The 18,396-nt window shown below is 68.3% G+C and carries 11 protein-coding genes and 1 pseudogene; 8 read left to right on the forward strand and 4 right to left on the reverse strand.

Translation table 11 applies throughout. The features are described 5' to 3' along the window. Positions 1 to 157: 157 nt before the first annotated feature. Positions 158 to 1,462 carry an MFS transporter gene (locus tag BDK92_RS36895; RefSeq protein WP_121160982.1) on the reverse strand — a complete coding sequence of 435 codons (1,305 nt, stop codon included), beginning with the start codon at positions 1,460 to 1,462 and terminating at the stop codon, positions 158 to 160. A 499-nt stretch (positions 1,463 to 1,961) separates the two neighbouring features. Between BDK92_RS36895 and BDK92_RS36900 the strand changes: the two genes are divergently transcribed. Next, positions 1,962 to 3,788, forward strand: coding sequence for a glycosyltransferase family 2 protein (locus tag BDK92_RS36900; protein ID WP_147457269.1), 1,827 nt, complete (start codon positions 1,962 to 1,964; stop codon positions 3,786 to 3,788). Here BDK92_RS36900 and BDK92_RS36905 read toward each other — a convergent pair. Then, positions 3,779 to 4,012 carry a hypothetical protein gene (locus BDK92_RS36905; RefSeq protein ID WP_121160986.1) on the reverse strand — a complete coding sequence of 78 codons (234 nt, stop codon included), beginning with the start codon at positions 4,010 to 4,012 and terminating at the stop codon, positions 3,779 to 3,781. The two genes, BDK92_RS36900 and BDK92_RS36905, sit on opposite strands and share 10 nt — an antisense overlap. Before the next feature lie 229 nt (positions 4,013 to 4,241). Here BDK92_RS36905 and BDK92_RS40665 point away from each other — a divergent pair, with 229 nt between their 5' ends. After that, on the forward strand, positions 4,242 to 4,550 hold the full coding sequence (locus BDK92_RS40665; protein ID WP_246017436.1) for a transposase: 309 nt from the start codon (positions 4,242 to 4,244) through the stop codon (positions 4,548 to 4,550). Positions 4,551 to 4,922: 372 nt separating this feature from the next. Next, positions 4,923 to 5,798: an oxidoreductase gene (locus tag BDK92_RS36915; RefSeq protein ID WP_121160988.1), complete on the forward strand. Its 876-nt coding sequence runs from the start codon at positions 4,923 to 4,925 to the stop codon at positions 5,796 to 5,798. 96 nt (positions 5,799 to 5,894) lie between these two features. Here the strand turns inward: BDK92_RS36915 and BDK92_RS40670 are convergent. Then, a pseudogene (locus BDK92_RS40670) lies at positions 5,895 to 6,161 on the reverse strand (helix-turn-helix domain-containing protein); the annotation flags it as partial. A gap of 505 nt (positions 6,162 to 6,666) precedes the next feature. On the opposite strand from BDK92_RS40670, the gene BDK92_RS36925 reads away from it, so the two are divergent. The 4 genes from BDK92_RS36925 to BDK92_RS36940 are packed head-to-tail and all read left to right on the forward strand — an operon-like array spanning position 6,667 to position 15,658. Next, positions 6,667 to 8,208 (forward strand): DUF2397 family protein, encoded by a 1,542-nt coding sequence (locus BDK92_RS36925; protein ID WP_121160990.1) that lies wholly within the window; start codon positions 6,667 to 6,669, stop codon positions 8,206 to 8,208. Further along, on the forward strand, positions 8,205 to 9,500 hold the full coding sequence (locus BDK92_RS36930) for a DUF2398 family protein (protein ID WP_121160992.1): 1,296 nt from the start codon (positions 8,205 to 8,207) through the stop codon (positions 9,498 to 9,500). Before BDK92_RS36925 ends, BDK92_RS36930 begins: the two co-directional genes overlap by 4 nt. Positions 9,501 to 9,505: 5 nt before the next feature. Continuing rightward, positions 9,506 to 14,473 (forward strand): SbcC/MukB-like Walker B domain-containing protein, encoded by a 4,968-nt coding sequence (locus BDK92_RS40945; RefSeq protein WP_121160994.1) that lies wholly within the window; start codon positions 9,506 to 9,508, stop codon positions 14,471 to 14,473. A 6-nt stretch (positions 14,474 to 14,479) separates the two neighbouring features. Continuing rightward, complete coding sequence (locus BDK92_RS36940; protein WP_121160996.1) at positions 14,480 to 15,658, forward strand: TIGR02679 domain-containing protein; 1,179 nt, start codon at positions 14,480 to 14,482, stop codon at positions 15,656 to 15,658. 76 nt (positions 15,659 to 15,734) lie between these two features. Here the strand turns inward: BDK92_RS36940 and BDK92_RS36945 are convergent, their stop codons facing one another. Then, on the reverse strand, positions 15,735 to 17,024 hold the full coding sequence (locus tag BDK92_RS36945; RefSeq protein ID WP_121162879.1) for an IS256 family transposase: 1,290 nt from the start codon (positions 17,022 to 17,024) through the stop codon (positions 15,735 to 15,737). A gap of 198 nt (positions 17,025 to 17,222) precedes the next feature. On the opposite strand from BDK92_RS36945, the gene BDK92_RS36950 reads away from it, so the two are divergent. Next, on the forward strand, positions 17,223 to 17,858 hold the full coding sequence (locus BDK92_RS36950) for a hypothetical protein (protein WP_121160998.1): 636 nt from the start codon (positions 17,223 to 17,225) through the stop codon (positions 17,856 to 17,858). Positions 17,859 to 18,396: the final 538 nt, after the last annotated feature.

An 18,396-nucleotide genomic window follows, 5' to 3' on the forward strand; every position in this document is an offset into this window, starting at 1 on the left:
TGGACCCGCCCGCCGCACCAGAGTCCGAAGCACCCACTACGAGCCCAATGGAGCGGTGGCGTACCGGGTAGGCGACCAGAACGTGCGACGTGCGCTCCAGGCGGTGCTGGACGATCTGGCGCGGTTGAGCGACGCGGCTTCTGGCGCATCTTTCGTGTCAATGCGCCTGATCATGAGTCGAATCTGGTGTTGGAAGGGTCCGTCCCAGCCGACCGAGCGGAGACATGACCATGAACACCGGGGACAGCATCATGCCGGCGGCGGCGATGAGCAGAGCGGTGCGTAGCCCCCAACGATCGGCGAGGAGACCGCCGAGCAGTGCGCCTAGTGGACTCATGCCCATGCCCGCGAAGGTGATTGTCGCGGCGACGCGGCCTTGCATGAAGTCGGGAGTGACGGCCTGCCGGACGGCCATGATGGTGACGTTGATCAGTTGGCCGGAGGCGCCGGCCGTCAGGTTGATCGCGATGAGTGCGCAGATGGCGGTCCATGAGCTGCCACGCAACGCGGACAGGCAGAGCATCACTCCGTTGCCGATCACCGCTGCCACGACGAGCACCGGACCGTAGCCCAGGCGGCTCGGCAGCCGCGCGGCGAGCAGCGCGCCCACGAGCGCGCCCGGCCCCGTCGCGGCGAGCGCCAGTCCGATGACGGTGCCGGACAGGTGCAGTTCCCGTGGAAGAAAGAGCAGGTACGCGGTCATCAGGGCAGCGAAGGACAACTGGAACGCCGCCGAGGCGAGGCACACGGTGCGGAGCAAACCGTTGCCGGCGACAAAACGGAGGCCCTCGAGGATCTGTCGCCACATCCGCCGAGGGCCGCCCGGGTGCTGCGGGACCGATTCGTGATCGCGGACATGGGCGATGGCCAGGAACGATGCCCCGAAGAACAGGGCGCTGGACGCGGCGGCGAACGGCGCCGACAGCAACGACGTCATCGCCCCTCCGAGGGCGGGACCGCCCATCTGGGCCGCGGACCGGCTCGCTTCGATCGCGCTGTTGCCCTGCAGCAGCTGATCGCGCTTCACCAGGCGCACCAGAGAGGCTTGGTAGGCCACGTTGAAGAACACCGACAGAACCCCGACAGCGAAGGCGGAGGCCAGCAGCACCGGCAGGCCGAGAGCGCTGGTGACGGCGACCACGGCGACTGCGCTCAGTGCCAGGGCGCGGCCGAGGTCCGACAGCACCATGACGGTAGGGGTCTGCCACTTGTCCACCCACACCCCGACGAACAGCGTGAGCAGCAGTTGCGGTGCCTGCTCCACGGCGCGTAGGACGCCCAGTTGGCCCGCGTCGACGTTCAGTGTCAGGACGGCGATCAGCGGGAGGACCACCAGGCTCGCTTGTTCGCCCAACTGCGAGGCTGTCTGGCCTGCCCACAGGCTGCGGAAGTCGGAGTTGCGCCACAGGCTCGGTGCGACGGATCGAGCGGAATCGGAGAAGGCGGAGGAACCGGACAGCACAGAGACCCCTTGGATGGCCGCGGACGAGGTTCACCTGCCGTCGTACGACGAACGCACTGACGGTGCGGGTGGGAAGGCTCGCTGTGCCGCACTATTCAGGGGCAGCACGCGATGACAGGCCGATCACGGCCAAGACGTCAACGCGCGCTCGAACGACCGACCATGTCTCAGCTCCTTGTGGGGTCACCTGCCGTGCCCGACCCTAGCGTCGGCGGCCCTCCCAGGGAATCGGATTGTTCTCGGCAAGCGTTCCCGACGGTTCCAAGGTCTGGCCGCCCCCGGCGTAGCGGCGGGTGCCCTGCGGTCCCGGTCCACATGAATCGTTTCTCAGGCCGGCCTCATGGCGGGCTCACACGTGATCGGCATTGTCGGGAGTGTCCGAAGCCACCGACACGTGGACGGGAAAATTATGGAAACCGCTCACGCCCCTGCTCGTCGTAACGAACCTGTGGGCATGGCCGATTCCGGGCCTACGGACATCCGACCAGTCGACGTTGCCATGCCGAGGCATCGTCCGCAGCGGCAGGCGGTGGCGCCCCGCCCCTCACCGGCCGCGACCGTGCCGCGACGGCAGGGGGAGTCGCTCCGGTTGCCGGGGTTCCGTTGGTGGATGCCGGGGCTCGTCGTCCTGGTGGCGGCCGTGGGTCTCCTGCTCCATTCCGCCACGCCCGACACCGATCGGATCAAGGTGGGCAGTGCGGGCTGGTGGACGCTCACCACCGTGCTGCACCTACCGATGCTCGTGATCCTGATCTTTCTGGTCGGCGGGCTGATCGAGCGCTTCGGCTACTTCTGGCGGGGGCGTGTACCAACGATGCCCGGCCGGCTGCCATCGCTGCTCCCGACGGTGTGCGTACAACTGCCGATGTTCAACGAGCACGCCGTGGCACGGCGGGCGATCGAAGCCGCCTGCGCCCTGATGTGGCCGGCGGGCCGCCTCACCGTGCAGATACTCGACGACTCCACCGACGAGGACACCCGGGCCTTGGTCGAGAGGACCTGTGCGGACCTCCGGGCGGCCACCGGCGTCGACTGCTACGTGCTACACCGGGTCGATCGCCAGGGCTACAAGGCCGGTGCTCTGGAGGCGGGCCGGCGGCGTACGGACGCGGAGTTCCTCGTGATCTTCGACGCCGATTTCATTCCATCCCGCGACTACCTGCTGCGCGTGATCCCGCACTTCTACCTACCCGACGGCACGCCGGACGACGGTCTCGCGCTCGTGCAGGCGCAGTGGGGACATCTGAACCATGACGAGTCCGCGCTGACCCGTGCACAGTCGCTCTGGGTCGACGACCATCACACGTTGCAGATGTCGTGGCGGTCGGCGATGTGGCGGTTCGTGAACTTCACCGGCACCGCCGGCGTCTGGCGGGCCTCGGCCATCGAGGCGGCCGGTGGATGGCGGGCGGCGAGCCTCGTAGAGGACTGTGAGCTGAGCTTTCGCCATCTCTTCGCCAACTATCGCACCGCGTTCGTCAAGGACGTTGTGGTACCGGCGGAGCTGCCGGCGACCTACACGGCGTACAAGGCCCAGCAGAGGCGTTGGACACAGGGGTGGGTGCAACTGCAGCGGCTGCACCTGGCGACACTGGCGTTCCGATTCGAGTGCACATGGCCCCGACGGATCCATCTCCTCTACCACATGAGCATCTCGTGGCAGTGGCCCGCGTGGGCGATCTGGATCAGCTTGCTGCCCTTCCTGATCGTCAACGGCCTCTGGTTCGGTGCGTTCGGCGCCGCGGCCGGACTCGGTCTGTACATGCTGCCCTGCGCGCTGTGGACCATCGCGGCCACGACCATCGCCTCCCTTGAGACCAGGCACGTTCATCCCGAACGGCCCACACTGACGACCTTTCTCCGACGGGTCGGGCGCGTTGTGCCGTACCTCGTGATCAACACGGGCATGCTTCCGCACCAGTTCAGCGCCTTCTGCGAGGGACTGTTCGGTCCCCTGCACAGCGAGTTCGAACGCACTCCGAAGACCGCCACGATCACCGCGCCGTCCGGGGCGGGCGGCTCCGCCGGGTCAGCGGTCGCGCCGGAGGCACGGGCCGCCGGGAGGCGTTACAACGTCCGGGTCCACTGGCCGTACGTGCTGACCGAAGCGTTCTTCGTCGCGTACCAGTTGGCGTGGTCGGTGCTCTTCGCCACCCAGGGACTGCTCCTGTGCGCCCTCGGTGCGGTGATCGTGGCCGGCTGCGTCCTTGCTCTCGCATACTTCTACGGCGACCACGCCGGCAAGGTCTGCTTCGTCGTCGACAAAGCCGCAGTACGTTCCCTCCTCGGCGCCGCGACCCACAGACCGCCGTCCGGTCAGCGGTAGGGCGCGCGGCCAGCCGGCTCTGGTCCACCTCGGACACGTACCAATACCCCACGGTGCGCATTGAGATCAATCTCGGTGCGCACCGTTTGTGTTTCCGGGTGGTAGGTCAGTCGGAGTACGAGTTGTCGGTAGACCTCGGCCTTGTCGGCGGGGTCGGCGTCGCGAAGCACGGTGACGATGTCGCCGAGTGCCTGCACGAGGGACGTGATCTCTGTGCGGCTCATTCGTCTGGGTGTTGTGCGTGTAGGTCGGCTTCGGTGCGGGTGCGTTCGGCCTGGGCGCGACCTGAGGCGATTGCCGAGATGCCCGGTGGGTACTGGCATCCCGTCGGTACCTGCGCGATGGCCCAGCCTGCACGCCCAGTTGGCCGCTCTGCCCTGGCGGGCCATTGCGGACGCTGACCGTGACACCGACCGCGGCCACGGCCGCCGGGAGATCCGTACCCTGAAGATCGTGTCCGTCTCGACCGGGATCGGCTTCCCGAACGCCGCCCAAGCCTTGCAGATCCGACGCGACAGACGCCGACTCGACCAGCCGAAACGCTTCACCACAGAGACCGTCTACGCGATCACCGACCTGCTCGCGCACCAAGCTCGGCCTGCGCAACTGGCCGCCTGGATCCGCGGCCACTGGTCGATCGAAAACAAGGTGCACTGGATCCGCGACGTCACCTACGACGAAGACCGCTCCCAGATCCGCACCGGCAACGGCCCCAGGTCATGGCAACCCTGCGCAACGCCGCCATCAGCGCCCTCCGACTGACTGGCGTCACCAACATCGCCGCCGCCACCCGCCACCACGCCCGCGACAGCAACCGACCACTGGCCCTACTCGGCATCACCTGAGGACTTTGCCGGGGCACCGGGCGTGCAGCTGGCACGGGCGTGTATTCCCTGACCATCGACCTGCGACAACGAGTACGCATTCTCGACGACAGCCGCGCCGCTGACCTGCCATGCCTCGGCGCCTTGCGACCTGGGACACGCAAGCACTGGGCCAACACACGCTCAACTGGTCACCGAGATAGAGGTCGCAGCGCTCCCTGACCATAAGTAACGTAACAGCGATCTTGGCGTGGCGCTATCGGGCACGCGACCGACTGCGCAGGTCAGCGGCCATGGCTATGGTCGTCCGATGCCTACTCACAAGATCACTGCCGCTTCGGCGGGTACGTGGACGCTCGGCGACCTGACCGTCAACCGGATCGGATTCGGCGCGATGCGACTGACGGGCAGCGCCGCCTTCGACCTCGGCACGCCAAGCAACCGCGACCGGGTCATCGGCGTGCTGCGCCGTGCGGTCGAGCTGGGCGTGAACCACATCGACACCGCAGCGTTCTACTTCTCCCCGCTGCGCTCGGCCAACGAGCTGATCAACCGGGCGCTGGCGCCGTACCCCGACGATTTGGTCATCACCACGAAGGTTGGCCCCGGCCGGGATCCGTCCGGCGAGTGGCTGCCACTGGCCCGGCCGGATCAACTACGTGGGCAGGTCGAGGAGAACCTGCGCCAGCTCGGCCGCGACCACCTGGACGTGGTGAACCTGCGCCAACACGGCCTCGACTCGATCGCCGAGCACTTCGGTGCGCTTGCCGAACTGCGCGACGCCGGCCTGGTCCGGCATCTGGGCATCTCCAATGTCCGCCCGCACCATCTCGCACAGGCCCAGGCGATCGCCCCCGTCGTGTGCGTGCAAAACGCGTACGGCATCGACAACCGCACCAGCGACCAAACCCTCCGCACGTGCGGCGAGCAGGGCATCGCGTTCGTACCATTCTTCGCGATCGTAGGTGACGAACGTGAGGCCGGCGGTGTCGCCCAAAACGACGCGGTCCTCGCAATCGCACGTGCACACGGCGTCTCGCCCGCGCAGGTCCGGATCGCCTGGACGCTGAGTCGCGGGCCGCACGTGTTGGCCATCCCGGGTACGGGCAACCCGGATCACCTGGTCGAGAACCTGGCCGCCGGGGCACTTCGCCTGTCCCCGGACGAGCTTGCCAGCCTCGAATAGCGATGCCCACCCCGCTACCCACATGCAGTGCGCATCTTCACCAACCACTTCAAGCCGGACACCCCACACGACTTTGCCGGGGCCCTGGGCCAGTTCCCAGTTGGACCAGTGCGACAGGCCGGTCACCTCTGGTGGGGTCGTCCGGGTCAGGGCGAGGATCCGTGCCCGCACCGGGCCGGGCACGACGGTCGGTTTACCTGGTTGGGGCCGGTCGGCGAGACCAGCCAGGCCAGAAGCGTGGTAGCGGGCCAACCCGGAAATGTACGCCGCGATCGACGCTGGGAAGGCCCGACCGGTCAGAGCGAAGATCAGCGACTTCAACACTACGAGGGCGTCTGGTGGATGCCCCGCCCCGACGGCCACGGTTGGCAACAGGTCACCGACCCGCTGTTCAGCAACGACTTCACCTGGAGCCGGACCGTCTGTGGGTCACTCACATAACCGAACACCCACCCGGGAGGGCAAGGCCTACTGCGCCGTAGTTCTGGGCACCTACTCACGGAAGGCCGTCGGCTGGTCCATCGACGTCGCCCAGACCGCGACGCTGCCGACGGGGACCAAGGGCACCCAAGGGACCTTGGACCACCGTTCGTCGGTGCAAGTTCCCCGATAGTGCAGGGGCGGGCTGTCGGCTTGCCGACAGTGGCCAACTGCCGCAGGGGCTCGGCGCGGTGGTCGGCCGCGCCTCCCCGATTCCGTCTGGACTGGGCACCAGTGCTTTCGCCGCAGCGAAGCTCCTTCATACCGGCGCGCCTCTCCGCTCAACTGGTTCTAGATTCGCGGCCACCTGTTGATCGCAGAGGTCAGGAAGTGTCAAGGAGTGCTGTGATGATGACGCGGTAGGTTGCGCCCGATGGAGAGGGGAGCCATGGCGAACCCACCGCGACTGTGGTGGCAGGACATCGATCCCATGGTGTGGCGGTGCTTCGGCCAACCAGATGATCTTGCGCGTGAACGCAACATAGCGGTGCTCGCCTCCTTGGAGGAACTCGCCACCCGTGCGCCGATGTCGGCGCTGGGCGACATCGACGCGCAGATGCGCGAAGTCGGATTTCTCGACACGATTACCGATCGTGAGCTGCGCGATGTGCTCGACTACCTGACCAGTGCGCATCTGGTCGAGCCTTTTCGCGACTATGCCGCGCTCAATTCGGGCTTGGACGCGGTGATGCGCCGCCAAGAGGCTTGGGCGTTGACCAAGGTGGGCCGGGCCGTGGTCGGTGCCGTGCGCTCGGCCGTCGTTGACTCGCGGCGGGCGTTGCAGCTGCCGACCCGTCTACTGGATGGCGTCGACCGTACGCTGCGCGCCTTGCTCGAACACGCGGTGCAGGATCCAGGGCTGCTGCCGACCGATCTCGACGACGTGCGTACCCGTCTGGAGGAGATGCAACGCGTCACGGCTGACTTCTACGCAGCCTTGGCGCAGATGGTGCAGTCCGATGTAACCGACGACCTGATCTTCGGTGAGAACCGCGACCGGGTCGTCGAGGCGTTGCGCCAGTTCCCGCGCGAGTCCGAGCGCGCGCTGCGCAGAGTGGAGCTGACCCTCGCCGAACTCGACGCCGCGGGGCCGAGGCTTCTGGTGGAGGCGGCGGCGATGCATGCCGGTCTAATCGACCCCGGCGAACAGCAACACTGGATCGACGAGCGAGCGCGCCGCCTGACGGACCTGCAGGCGTGGTTCGGCCGGGACGGGTCAGTGCAAAGACTGATCTCGTCCGCCGCAGGAGCGGTCCACACACTGCTGGTCGCGATCGACCGCCGCTACACGGCCTTGCGCCGGGGCTCCGACCTGGCCGCCGACTTCCGGGAACTGGCCTACAGCCTGCATGCACAGCCCGACGACGCGCAGGCGCGGCGGGTGTACGCGGCAGCGTTCGGTCGGTGGCCCTCGGCCCACGCTGCGGTCGCCACCGCCGAGGAGGAGGTCGCCTTCGCCACCGCCGCCGAGGCGGGCATTAGCCGCCACCAAGTCGATGTGGTGCTGCGCGAACACGAACGCAGCGGTCCGGCCGGTGGCCGGCCCCGCAAAGTCCCCGACGCCGGCGAGGCCCGGACCGCGGCGCTGCAGCGCGCGGCCGCCGAGTCCGCCGCCCGACGCCGTTTCACAGCGCTGCTGCTCACCGAAGGCGAGGTCCGCATGACCCACTTCTCCGGCCTGGAGACGCCGGCGCTGGCCATCCTCCTGAGCGCCGTCGAGGTCGCCCTGCACACCACCGACCCTGTCACCGGCTACGGCGAGGCCCAAGCCGAGGGCGCCAACGTCGTAGTGCGCGTTCGTGACATCCGCCCCGGCGCGACCGTGGCGGTCCGGTTCGTCGAGGGTGTGCTGCGGGCACCCGACCTGCTGGTGAGCGTCAGCCCTGCGGACACCGGTGTCGTACCTGCGCGGGTTGAGGGGGCGGCATGACCCAGCGGCCCCTCGACCCGGACCTCAGCGAAGCAGCGCGGCATTTGACGGTGACTTGCCGCATCACCGCGGCTGACGATCCGGGGCGTTACCGGCACGTGCTGCGCGGCCGACGCGAACTCACCGAATTCTTCCGTGCTGAGCTGGGCTGGAGTCTGCACATCCACGAGGTGTCCGGGGTGGTGCGGCTGCACAAACGCCGCGACGACGTGCCCGCCGACCGGGGGCCGCATCTGCCGCGCCGGACCGGCCGCGGCGACCTCGCACCCGCCCACGTGCTCGTGCTGGTAGCCCTGGTCTGCGAGCAGTTGTGGCGCCGCCCGCGCATCAGTCTGCGCGAGTTGTTGCAGTCGGTCGCTCAGGTGTGCGCCGCCGAGGCGGCGACCGGACGGCTTCCCTCGTTCCGGATCGTCGCCACGGACGGTGTCAGCAAGCGGGAGGCTCAGACTGCCCGCGAGAACATCGTCGACGCCATCCGGCTGCTGCAAGCCGAAGGCGAAATCACCGTCGACGCCGACCTGGAACGGGCGGTGACCGACGAGGACGCCGAGGTGTTCATCACCGCCGACCGGGACAGCCTCGCCAACAAGTTCGCGTCCCTGTCTCCGACCCTGCTGGCGCTCAACGACCGGCCACCCGCGCAGCACGTCGAGGCGCTGACTGCGGTGTCGCTGCCCGACGCGGATCCGGGCGCCGCCGCGCAACGACGCGCCGGGGTGGAGGGCCGCCGGTTGACAGCGCTGAGGCGCGTCGCCGACGACCCTGCCGCGGACCCCGGCGACGATCCGAACGACGTGGGCTATCTCGCCACCCTGACCGGCCGGGAGCGGGCCCTCAATGTCGCGTCGGCGTTGGGCCTGGTCAGTACCGTACGACGCGACTGGTGGGAGATCACCGACCCGGCGGCATCCGGTACCACCGGTGCTTTCCCACAGGGCAGGCGTATCGAACGGCAGGCGGCGCTGGCTCTGCTGGCAATGTTGCCGGAGTACCACGACCGGTTCGTGACCGTCGCCGACATCACCACGATGGTGGAGCGGATCCGGGCACAGACGCCGCGGTGGGCTGCCGGTTACGCCGAACGCACCGCGGCTCTTGCTCACGCCGCGGCCGCCGACCTCGTCGCCGCCGGACTGCTGCACGCCACCGGCGACGGCGACCGCTGGCAGATCACGCCCGGGGTGCATCTGTGGCGCGTGCGCGTGCGTCACCGGGAGCAGCCACGCAGCCGGACACAGGCGGTGCCGGAGCCGGACAGCCTGTTCAGCATGGCCACCACCCAGGGGGAGTAACAGCAGTGAGCGTGATCCCGCACCAGATCCGACGCCTGCCGGAGCCGGCGCTCGAGGACGTAGCCGACCTCGGTGTCCCACGGGCGGTCGGCAGGTGGCAGCCCACCCGGGCCGGTGCGGTCAACTCGTGGGCCTGGACCGACGAGGTGTTCCTGTTCGCCGACGGCTGGCTAGCCCTGGCCGGGCCGAACGGCTCGGGTAAATCCCTGACCGCGTCGATGCTGGTCACCATGCTCCTGGACGCCGACACCTCGCAGAAAGCACTGTCGGTCTCGGGTGAGGCCGCCGGCACACTCATCGACCGGCACACCGACCGCACCACCACCGAGGACCGCACCGGAGCTTGGTGGCTGGAGTACGGCCTGCATACGGCCGGCTCGGCTGACGTGCGCTACCTGACCACCGGGCTGTGGCTGCGGTCGCAGGGCGGCAGCCTGCAACGAGCGTTCTTCCTCACCCCTGGCCGCGTCGGCATCGACCTGCACCTGCAACGCGACCGCGAACCGGTCGCTGTCGAGGACCTCGCCGCGCAATTGTCCGCCCTCGACGGCCGGCTGTTCACCTCCCACGACCGGCTCACGAGCAAGGCGAAACCCCATCTGCACGTCGCGGACGAAGACCAGTACCGGGACGCCGTACGCACCACGTTGTTCGCTCCGCTGGACGCGGTGCAGTTCGATGCGCTGCTCGGAGTCCTTCGCAGTCTGCGCAGCGTACGCACCGCGGAAGCCATCTCTCCGAACGCGATGCGAACGGTGCTGACCGAGGCCCTTCCCGCTCTGGATCCGCGGGCCTTGCAGTTCATCGCCGACACCATGGAACGCATCGCCGATCTGGAACGTCAGCTGCAGCAGGCCCGGTCCGAGACCCGTCAGCTGGAGCAGGCCGAGCAGCAGTACCGCCGCTACCTAGACACGGTCACCGCAGTGGAGGCCGCACAGCTCTCGCACGCCCAAACCCTCTTCGACGATCATGGCCGTCAAGTGCGCGCCGCCGAGGACAAGCTGACCGAGGCGACACGGGCCGCGGCGGCCGTCGCCGCGCAGCGGGCCGAGCTGCGTACCACGATCACCGAAGTGAAAGGGAAGCTGCAGGCGACCGACGCGGCCCTGCGTGACCACGCCGGCGCGGAACTGCCCCAGCTCGAAGAGCGACTCACCGAGCTGCGCAAGCTGCACGACGCGGCGCGGCAGCGACAAGACGACCTGGCAGACGATGCCGAGCTCACCGCCGCTGCAGCCCAGGAAGCGTTAGAGCAGGCCAGCAGCGGGCAGCGACATCTGGGCGAACTCGTGTCCCATCTGCTGGCAGCCGCGGCCGAGGTCGGCGCGCAAGCCTTCGTCGACCGCATCGCCGACAGCAGTAATCAGCTCACCAGCACCGAACCCGGTTCTGCGGTGACGCTGACGGGCCTCGCCCAGCTGGCCGGCACGCCCCATAGTTGGGTACAGGCACGTCTGGACGTTCTGCAGCGCATCGACGCTGCCATGCGCGAACTCGACATAGCCCAGGAGGGCCAGCGCGGAGCCGCCGCACAGGTACGCGCTGCCGAAGCCGACCGCGACCGGTACGAGCAGACCGCCGAGCAGGCCGTCACCTTGCGCCGCACCGCCGAATCTGAGCTTGGCGCCGCATTGCAGCAATGGGACGGCCACCGTGTCGAGCTTCCCGCCATACCCGCACATCTGCTCGACACCGGCGAAAGGATCGACCCGGACGCACTGGTGAGCTGGCTGCACCGAGCCGGCACGAGCACCCGGCATCGAATCGCACTCGCGGCGCGCGAACAAGACGTCCATAACGCCGGCCGTAACGTGACCGCTGCGGAAGCCGCAGTGGGCACAGCGGCCGGCAAACGCGAAAAGGCGGACGCAACGGCGGCCGAGGCCGAACGCGGCCTTGCCAGCGCCGAGCAGCAAGCCGTCATCGATCACGAGGCTGCCGACGAACGCGCCCGGCAGGACCAGGCAGCTCACGAAGCCGCGGTCGAAGCCGCGCAGCAGATCACCGCGGATGCCGAACAAGCACTTGCCGACGGAGGTACTGCTGCCACCGCCGCCGCGCTCACCTGGGCTCACCGCGTCGCTGCGTGGCGGACCTCGCTGATCCACCTCGACCCCGCCGCAATCAACGTGCCCAGCGCCCCGGACACCGTCGACCTGCACCAGCCGGCAAGAGCCGTCCAACAGGCACACGCCACGGTCGCCGCGCGGCTGCAACGCAGCATCGCCGGCGCCGAACACGACCGAGACCAAGCCCAGCAAAGCGTGCAGCACATCGAGGCTGAGCTCAGCAACGCCCGCCGGCAATCACCCGTACCCGCCGCACCGCCGTGGCGTGCCGTGCGCCACCCGGACGCCGGCGTCCCGTTCTGGGCGGCGGTCGCGTTCGCACCCCAGACAGGCGCCGGCCACGCCGACCGGCTGGAAGGTGCCCTGCTGGTGTCCGGCCTGCTCGACGCGCTGATCACCCATGACGGCCGGCTCATCGGCGACGGCGACGTCATCCTGTCCCCACACGCCCCCGTTCCCGGTCGCAGCCTCGCCGACGTACTGAGCGCGGAACCGGACTGCGGCATCGACCCGCGCCGCATCACCAGCCTGCTGCGCAGCATCACCATCGACGAACACGACAGTGACACCTTCGCCGGACGTCTGCGCATCGGCCCGATGATCGCGACCGCTCCGCGCGACTACCGCGCCGCATTCATCGGTCGCACCGCCCGTGAACGCGCCCGCCGCACACGGGTCTCCGACCTCGAACACCAGCTCGCCATTGCAGGTGACATTCTCACCGGCGCGCAGCGCCACCTACAGTCGATGCAAGAGGCGGCACAAGCCGCGCAGGCTGAAGCCGACAGCTTCCCGGGCACCGACGACATCGCCCGAGCCCGCGACAACCTGGTCCAGCTACGCCTCGCGCTCGCCGACGCCGAGCAGCGCACCACCAGAGCCGCCGCCGAGGCCGATGCCGTCCTGGCCCGTGCGCTGACCGCTGTCGCCGCTACCCGTACCGCCATCGACCGGAGCTTGATCGACGCCGGCCAACGACTCGAATCCGCCGGTGACACCCTGCGAGAATCCCTCGAAGCCGAAACTGCCGCCGCCGAACACCTGACCGCCATGCGTGTCGAACTGGCCACCGCGGTCGACCACCGTGATCAGGCCCAAGCCGCTGAGGACCGGTGCACCCACGAAGAACACTCATTCCCCGACCTGGACGACTTGCGACGAGTCCTGCGCGATGAGGACGCCGCGGAGCAGGCCGCCATCGCCGCCCGAGCCCGCGTCACCGACCACGAAGGTCTGCACCGCGACGCCAGTACCCGCGTCGTGCAGGCGCAGCAGACTGTCAACGTCGCGGCCACGCAGCCGGACAGCACCATGCTGCCCACCAGTGCCCAACCCCTGCACCGGCACCGGCAAGCGGTTGAAGGCTTCGACCGCCAGATCAGCACCTGGTCCAACGCCGCACAACGCACCCTCGATCTGCTCACCACCGCCCACCTCACCAAGAAGACGGCCGGCCGCACCGCCGCAAAGCTGCACGCCGCCGTCGCCGACGCAGGCAACCTGCAGCAGAGCGCGACCAGCCTGAACGCCCGCGTCGAGCAGACCCGGACCCTGCACGGCGCCGAATACACCTACCTTCTGCGCACCCGTGAGGCCCTCGATGCCGAACACAACGCCCGGCAGGCCGAGGACGAGGCACTCGGCAAACAGCACGGCAAGCACGAGGTCGCCGAAGCCGAAGCCCGTCTGACCCTGACCAACCTCGCACCGCAACGAGTCGAGACCGAACAAGCCCGGACCCGCCACCACCACCGCATGGGCCTACTGGCCACCTACGGCTTCGCCGACGTCCCGGACGACATCCCACACGAACCCGACGGCACCCCCGCCAACGTCACGGCCGCACTGAGCTGGGCCCGCCGGATCCTGGCCCAACGACAGGGAAGCACCCGCCTGGACTCCCTCATCGGCAACCGTGACCGGATGCTCCGCCAGCTTGAGAACACCACCCGTACCGTCAATCAGGCCCTCGCCGCGTTCGACCAGCAACTCGACATCACCACCCTGGAGAACACCGACTGGCGCCGTGTCACCCTCGCCGCCCCCAACGCCGCCGTCGGTGACGACCTGCGCCACGCCGCCGCCACACTGCGCACCACCGTCGCGGGCCTGGAAGCCGACCTACGTCACGACATCAAGGGCATCCTGAAAACCTCGACGTTCATCCAGCTGCGCCGCGACATCCAGCAACGACGCGAAGCCGCCCAAGAGCTGGTGCGCCAGATCCGCGCGACCCTGCAGAACGTGCGAACCGGCGTCGCCCGCGTCGGCGTGCAGGTCGACTGGAAGGTCCGCGAGGATGACAACGCCCGCCAGATGGTCGACCTGCTCACCGCACCGCCCTCCGACGAGGTCTTCGAGACGATGTACGACGTCCTGCGCCGCCGGATGGAAGAAGCCGGCGACGAAACCTGGACCGACCGCGTCGCCCACACCTTCGACTACCGCTCCTGGCACGAGTGGCACATCAGCGTCACCCACAGCAGCTTCGGCGCTGACCAGTTCAAACCCGTCAACGCCCGCTCCAACCCGCTCAAGAGCCTGTCCACCGGCGAATCACGCCTGGCCACCATGCTGCCGCTGCTCGCCGCTGCCTGGTCCATGTACTCCGGCGCCACCTACGTTGGCCCCCGCCTGTTGACCATCGACGAGATCGACGCCGCCTTCGACGACAAGAACCTACGTCAGGTCCTGGCCCTGCTTCGCACCTGGAACTTCGACGTGCTCGCCACCACCCCGTCGATCGCCCCACTGATCAAACGCGAGTCCCGCGACGTCGTCATCCACGAAGTCATCACCACCGCGGGCCGTCACCGCGTCACCATCCCCTGGCTGTGGAACGGTGCCGGCGAGGCCACACCCATCACCCTGCCGCTACCAGCCACCACCACCGAGAGCTGACCCACGGTGCCCACCGACCTGACCTACCTCGCCGCCGACACCGACCTGCACCCGCTCTGGCAGGCGATCCACGACCGGCTTTGCGCCGGCACCACGCCTGAAACACTCGCCACCGTCCGCGTCACCGACATGAACCACGCCGGCGTCGCCCAGCTGCGCACCTGGCTCGACACCACCACCCGGCGCCGCCGCCGAATTTCCGCCGTCGCTGCCACCGGCGACACCATCACCGTGCCCGTCCGCGACCTGCTCACCGCCCTCGACCTCACCCCCGGTCAGCTCATCACGATCGTGGAACTCGCCATCAACGCCCCGATTATCGACCGCAGCGCCAAAGCCCGCACCAACGCCGCCCACCGAGAGCAGCTCTGGCAGTACGCCGCCGACCAGCTGCCCGGGCTCCCTCAGCTGGTCACCCGCATGCGCACCGCCGGCCTCGGCGAGGACGACACCGACATCCGCACTACCATCGCAGCCCTGGCCACAGTCATGAAACAGCTACCCCTGACCCCACCGGCGCCGCTGGCCAAACTCGCTCACGACACCGTCGGCGACCCGCACTATTTCGACCTCGATCGGCTCGCGGGCAAACGCCTGGTCGCCGCCATCGCCGAACACACCGGCCAGGCCGTACCAGCCCGGCCGGACCTGGTGCGGGCGCTGCTGGCCGAGTCCGGCATCGTGGCGGACCGGTTGTCGGCCACCGTGCTGCTGTTCAACGTGAACACCACCGGCGACGGGCCCATCGACCGGCGACTGCGCGACAGCCGTACCCCCGTCGCCCTTACCCTGCTCGACCTCCTGCAGGAGCCGCCGATACTCGGCGCGCAAGTCCTCACCGTCGTCGAGAACCCGTCCGTACTGGAAGTCGCCTACCTCAACGGCTCGGCGCAGCCGCTGGCGTGCACCAGCGGACAGCTGCGCGCCGTCGACCACACCCTGTTCCGCCTCGCCGTCCACCACGGCGTCCACCTGCGCTACGCCGGCGACATCGACCACGCCGGCCAGCACATCGCCACGATCGTCGCAGACACCTACGGCGCTGAACTCATCGCCATGGACGCCGACACCGCCCAGCAAGCCCAGCAACGCCCACCAGCCGTCGCGCTCACACTTGCCACGCAGGCCGACACACCGGCTATCTACCAGGAACACGACGTCGTGCTGCACCGCATATTCCAGTAGCGTCTCAGCACGAGACAGGCCCGCGGAGGCTGGGAAACCGGGCCTGTCTCGTGAAGGGTGTTTCCGGCGATCTTGGTTAGTAGGTTTCAGCGGTTGGGAAGCGGTCGTTGAAGGTGATGGCGAAGGCGTTCAACGCGGGTTTCCACCGCATCGCCCACCGCGTCCTGCCGGTCCCGGTCGGGTCCAGCGATCGGGTCACCAGGTACAGACACTTCAACGCCGCCTGCTCGTTCGGGAAGTGCCCCCGGGCCTTGACCGCCCGCCGGTAGCGGGCGTTCAATGACTCGATCGCGTTCGTCGAGCAGATCACCTTCCGGATCTCGAGGTCGTAGTCGAGGAACGGGATGAACTCGGTCCAGGCGTTGTCCCACAGCCGGATCACAGCCGGGTAGCGCCCGCCCCACTTCTCCGCCAGGTCGTCGAACGCCGCCCGGGCCGCGGTCGCGTTGACCGCGGTGTAGATCGGCTTGACGTCCCGCTTCAACTCGTCCCAGCACCTGCGTGACGTCAACCGGAACGTGTTACGGATCAAGTGAATGATGCACGTCTGCACGATCGTGCGGGGCCACACGTTCGTGACGACCTCCGGCAGCCCCTTCAACCCGTCGCAGACGAGGAAGAACACGTCCTTGATACCCCGGTTACGCAGGTCGGTCAGCACGCTCATCCAGAACTTCGCACCCTCACCACCGGTCCCGGCCCACAACCCGAGAACGTCCTTGTCCCCGTCGAGGGTGACCCCGATCGCGGCGTAGAACGGCCGGTTGCTCACCTGCCCGTCCCTGACCTTGACCACGATCGCGTCGATGAACACCGCCGCGTAAACCTCATCGAGGGGGCGGTGGGCCCAGTCGGTCATCTCCTCGACCACTTTGTCGGTGATCCGGGAGATCGTCTCCTTCGACACCGACGCCCCGTAGATCTCGGCGAAGTGCGCGGAGATCTCCCCGGTCGTGAGGCCTTTCGCATACAGCGACAGCACCACCTCGTCGACCCCCGACAACCTGCGCTGACGTTTGCGCACGATCTGCGGCTCGAACGTGCCCGCCCGATCCCTGGGCACGTCGATCTCGACCGGGCCGGTGGTGTCGGTCAGGACCGTCTTCGACCGGGTCCCGTTACGAACATTGCCCGACCGCCCATCGCCGGCGGTCTCGTGTTTCTCATAACCGAGGTGCCCAGTCATCTCCTCGTTGAGCGCGGTCTCGAGGACCGTCTTCGTCAACTGCTTGAGCAGACCGTCCGGGCCGGTCAAAGACAGGCCCTGTTCCTTGGCCAACCGGACCAGGTCGGCGGCGGCCTTCGCCTCCGCCGACAGCTCGGCCTTGACCTTCCTCGGGGTCACATCGTTCAGTGTCGCAGTCATCACGGCACCCTCCTCACCAGGCACAACGCCCAGCAGGTCAGGCCGGAAACACCCTTAAATCCACAGACCCGGGAAACCTGTTTCAATGCGCCGCGTTAGGTTGTTCGCCGAATTGGTTGCCGCTTATTTACCGAACGTTTAACGGCGGGTGTGTCATGCGCAGTCACGGTGCGCACCAGCGGAGATAGTCTGACGCACATGATCGTGCGTCTACTGGTGGCCGGCGTGAGCGCGCTTGCGGGGATCATGGTGCTCGGCGGTTGCTGGTCGGAGGACGAGCCGCAGTCGGGGCACAAGGTCTCGGTGGACGCGGTGCGGCAGGCGGCGATCCAGATCGACCCCGCGCGGTGTCCGATCAAGCTCGACCTGTCCGCCGCGCTGCGGTCCGTAGCTGTCGACCGGCCCGCGCAACTGGACTCCGCGAGCGCCGAGGTGTCGAAGAGCGAGAAACCCGCCGACGACCCGGTCACCGCGCAGCAGAACGGACTACCCCCGCTCGAGGCGGCCGCGGCCACGTACGTCGAATGCGACTATCGGGTCGGCGAAGACAAACTCGGCATCCGCCTGACCGCGACCCGCGCCCCGGCCGCGATCAGCCTGCTCGCCCCGCAGATCGCGCGTGACGCGCACCTGACCCTTCAGGACCTGCAGGGGTTTCTCGACTCACCACCTGGCGCGGGTCAGGTCAAGGTCGCGGGTGGCACGGTGGCCGCCGGGGGCGTCGCGGCCGACGGGGGAGACGTGGCCATGCTGGTCTCGTCCACCGTGCCCGAGTTGCACGACGACACCTTGAGCACGTTCACGGCTGAGCTCATCAATCAAGTGGCGTTCTGAGAGGTCGTGCTGGATCCACGCCAGCTCCACGACAAGCGCACGCAGGTGCGGCTGTTCGCGTACCAGCGGGGCGATGATCCGCTCGGCCTCGGCGTAGCTGCGAAGCACCCGCAGCGCCGCCGACCGGCTCGCCAACGCGGAGGGACCGTCCGGGTTGCACGTGGTGTTGGCGTTGTCCCCCGCCCTCTTTACGCGAGGATTTGCCCGCCACAGTGACGGCTACCGCCTGTCGGTCGGTGTCCCCGGACGCGGGGTGTTCGTCCATGACCGGTGGTGGGGCCCTCGGCATTCACTTGGCGTCGACAAAGCGCGTTGTGTTACAGCCTGCACGGACGTTGTGTTCCGTCCAGGGTCATCCCTGAAATCAAGTCCATCGATCCCGCATCGACGGCAGCTTGAGGTCGCGCAGGCGTTCGTGCGGCATCTCGACGGCGAACACTGCCGGGTGCAGCCGGGCGGTGGTGACCGCCTGTGCCAGCGCGACGGCCGTGGCTCCACGACCCCCGGCCAGGCGAGCCCACTCTACGTCATCGAATGC

Origin of the sequence: Micromonospora pisi (assembly GCF_003633685.1) — a bacterium.
Classification (GTDB): domain Bacteria; phylum Actinomycetota; class Actinomycetes; order Mycobacteriales; family Micromonosporaceae; genus Micromonospora_G; species Micromonospora_G pisi.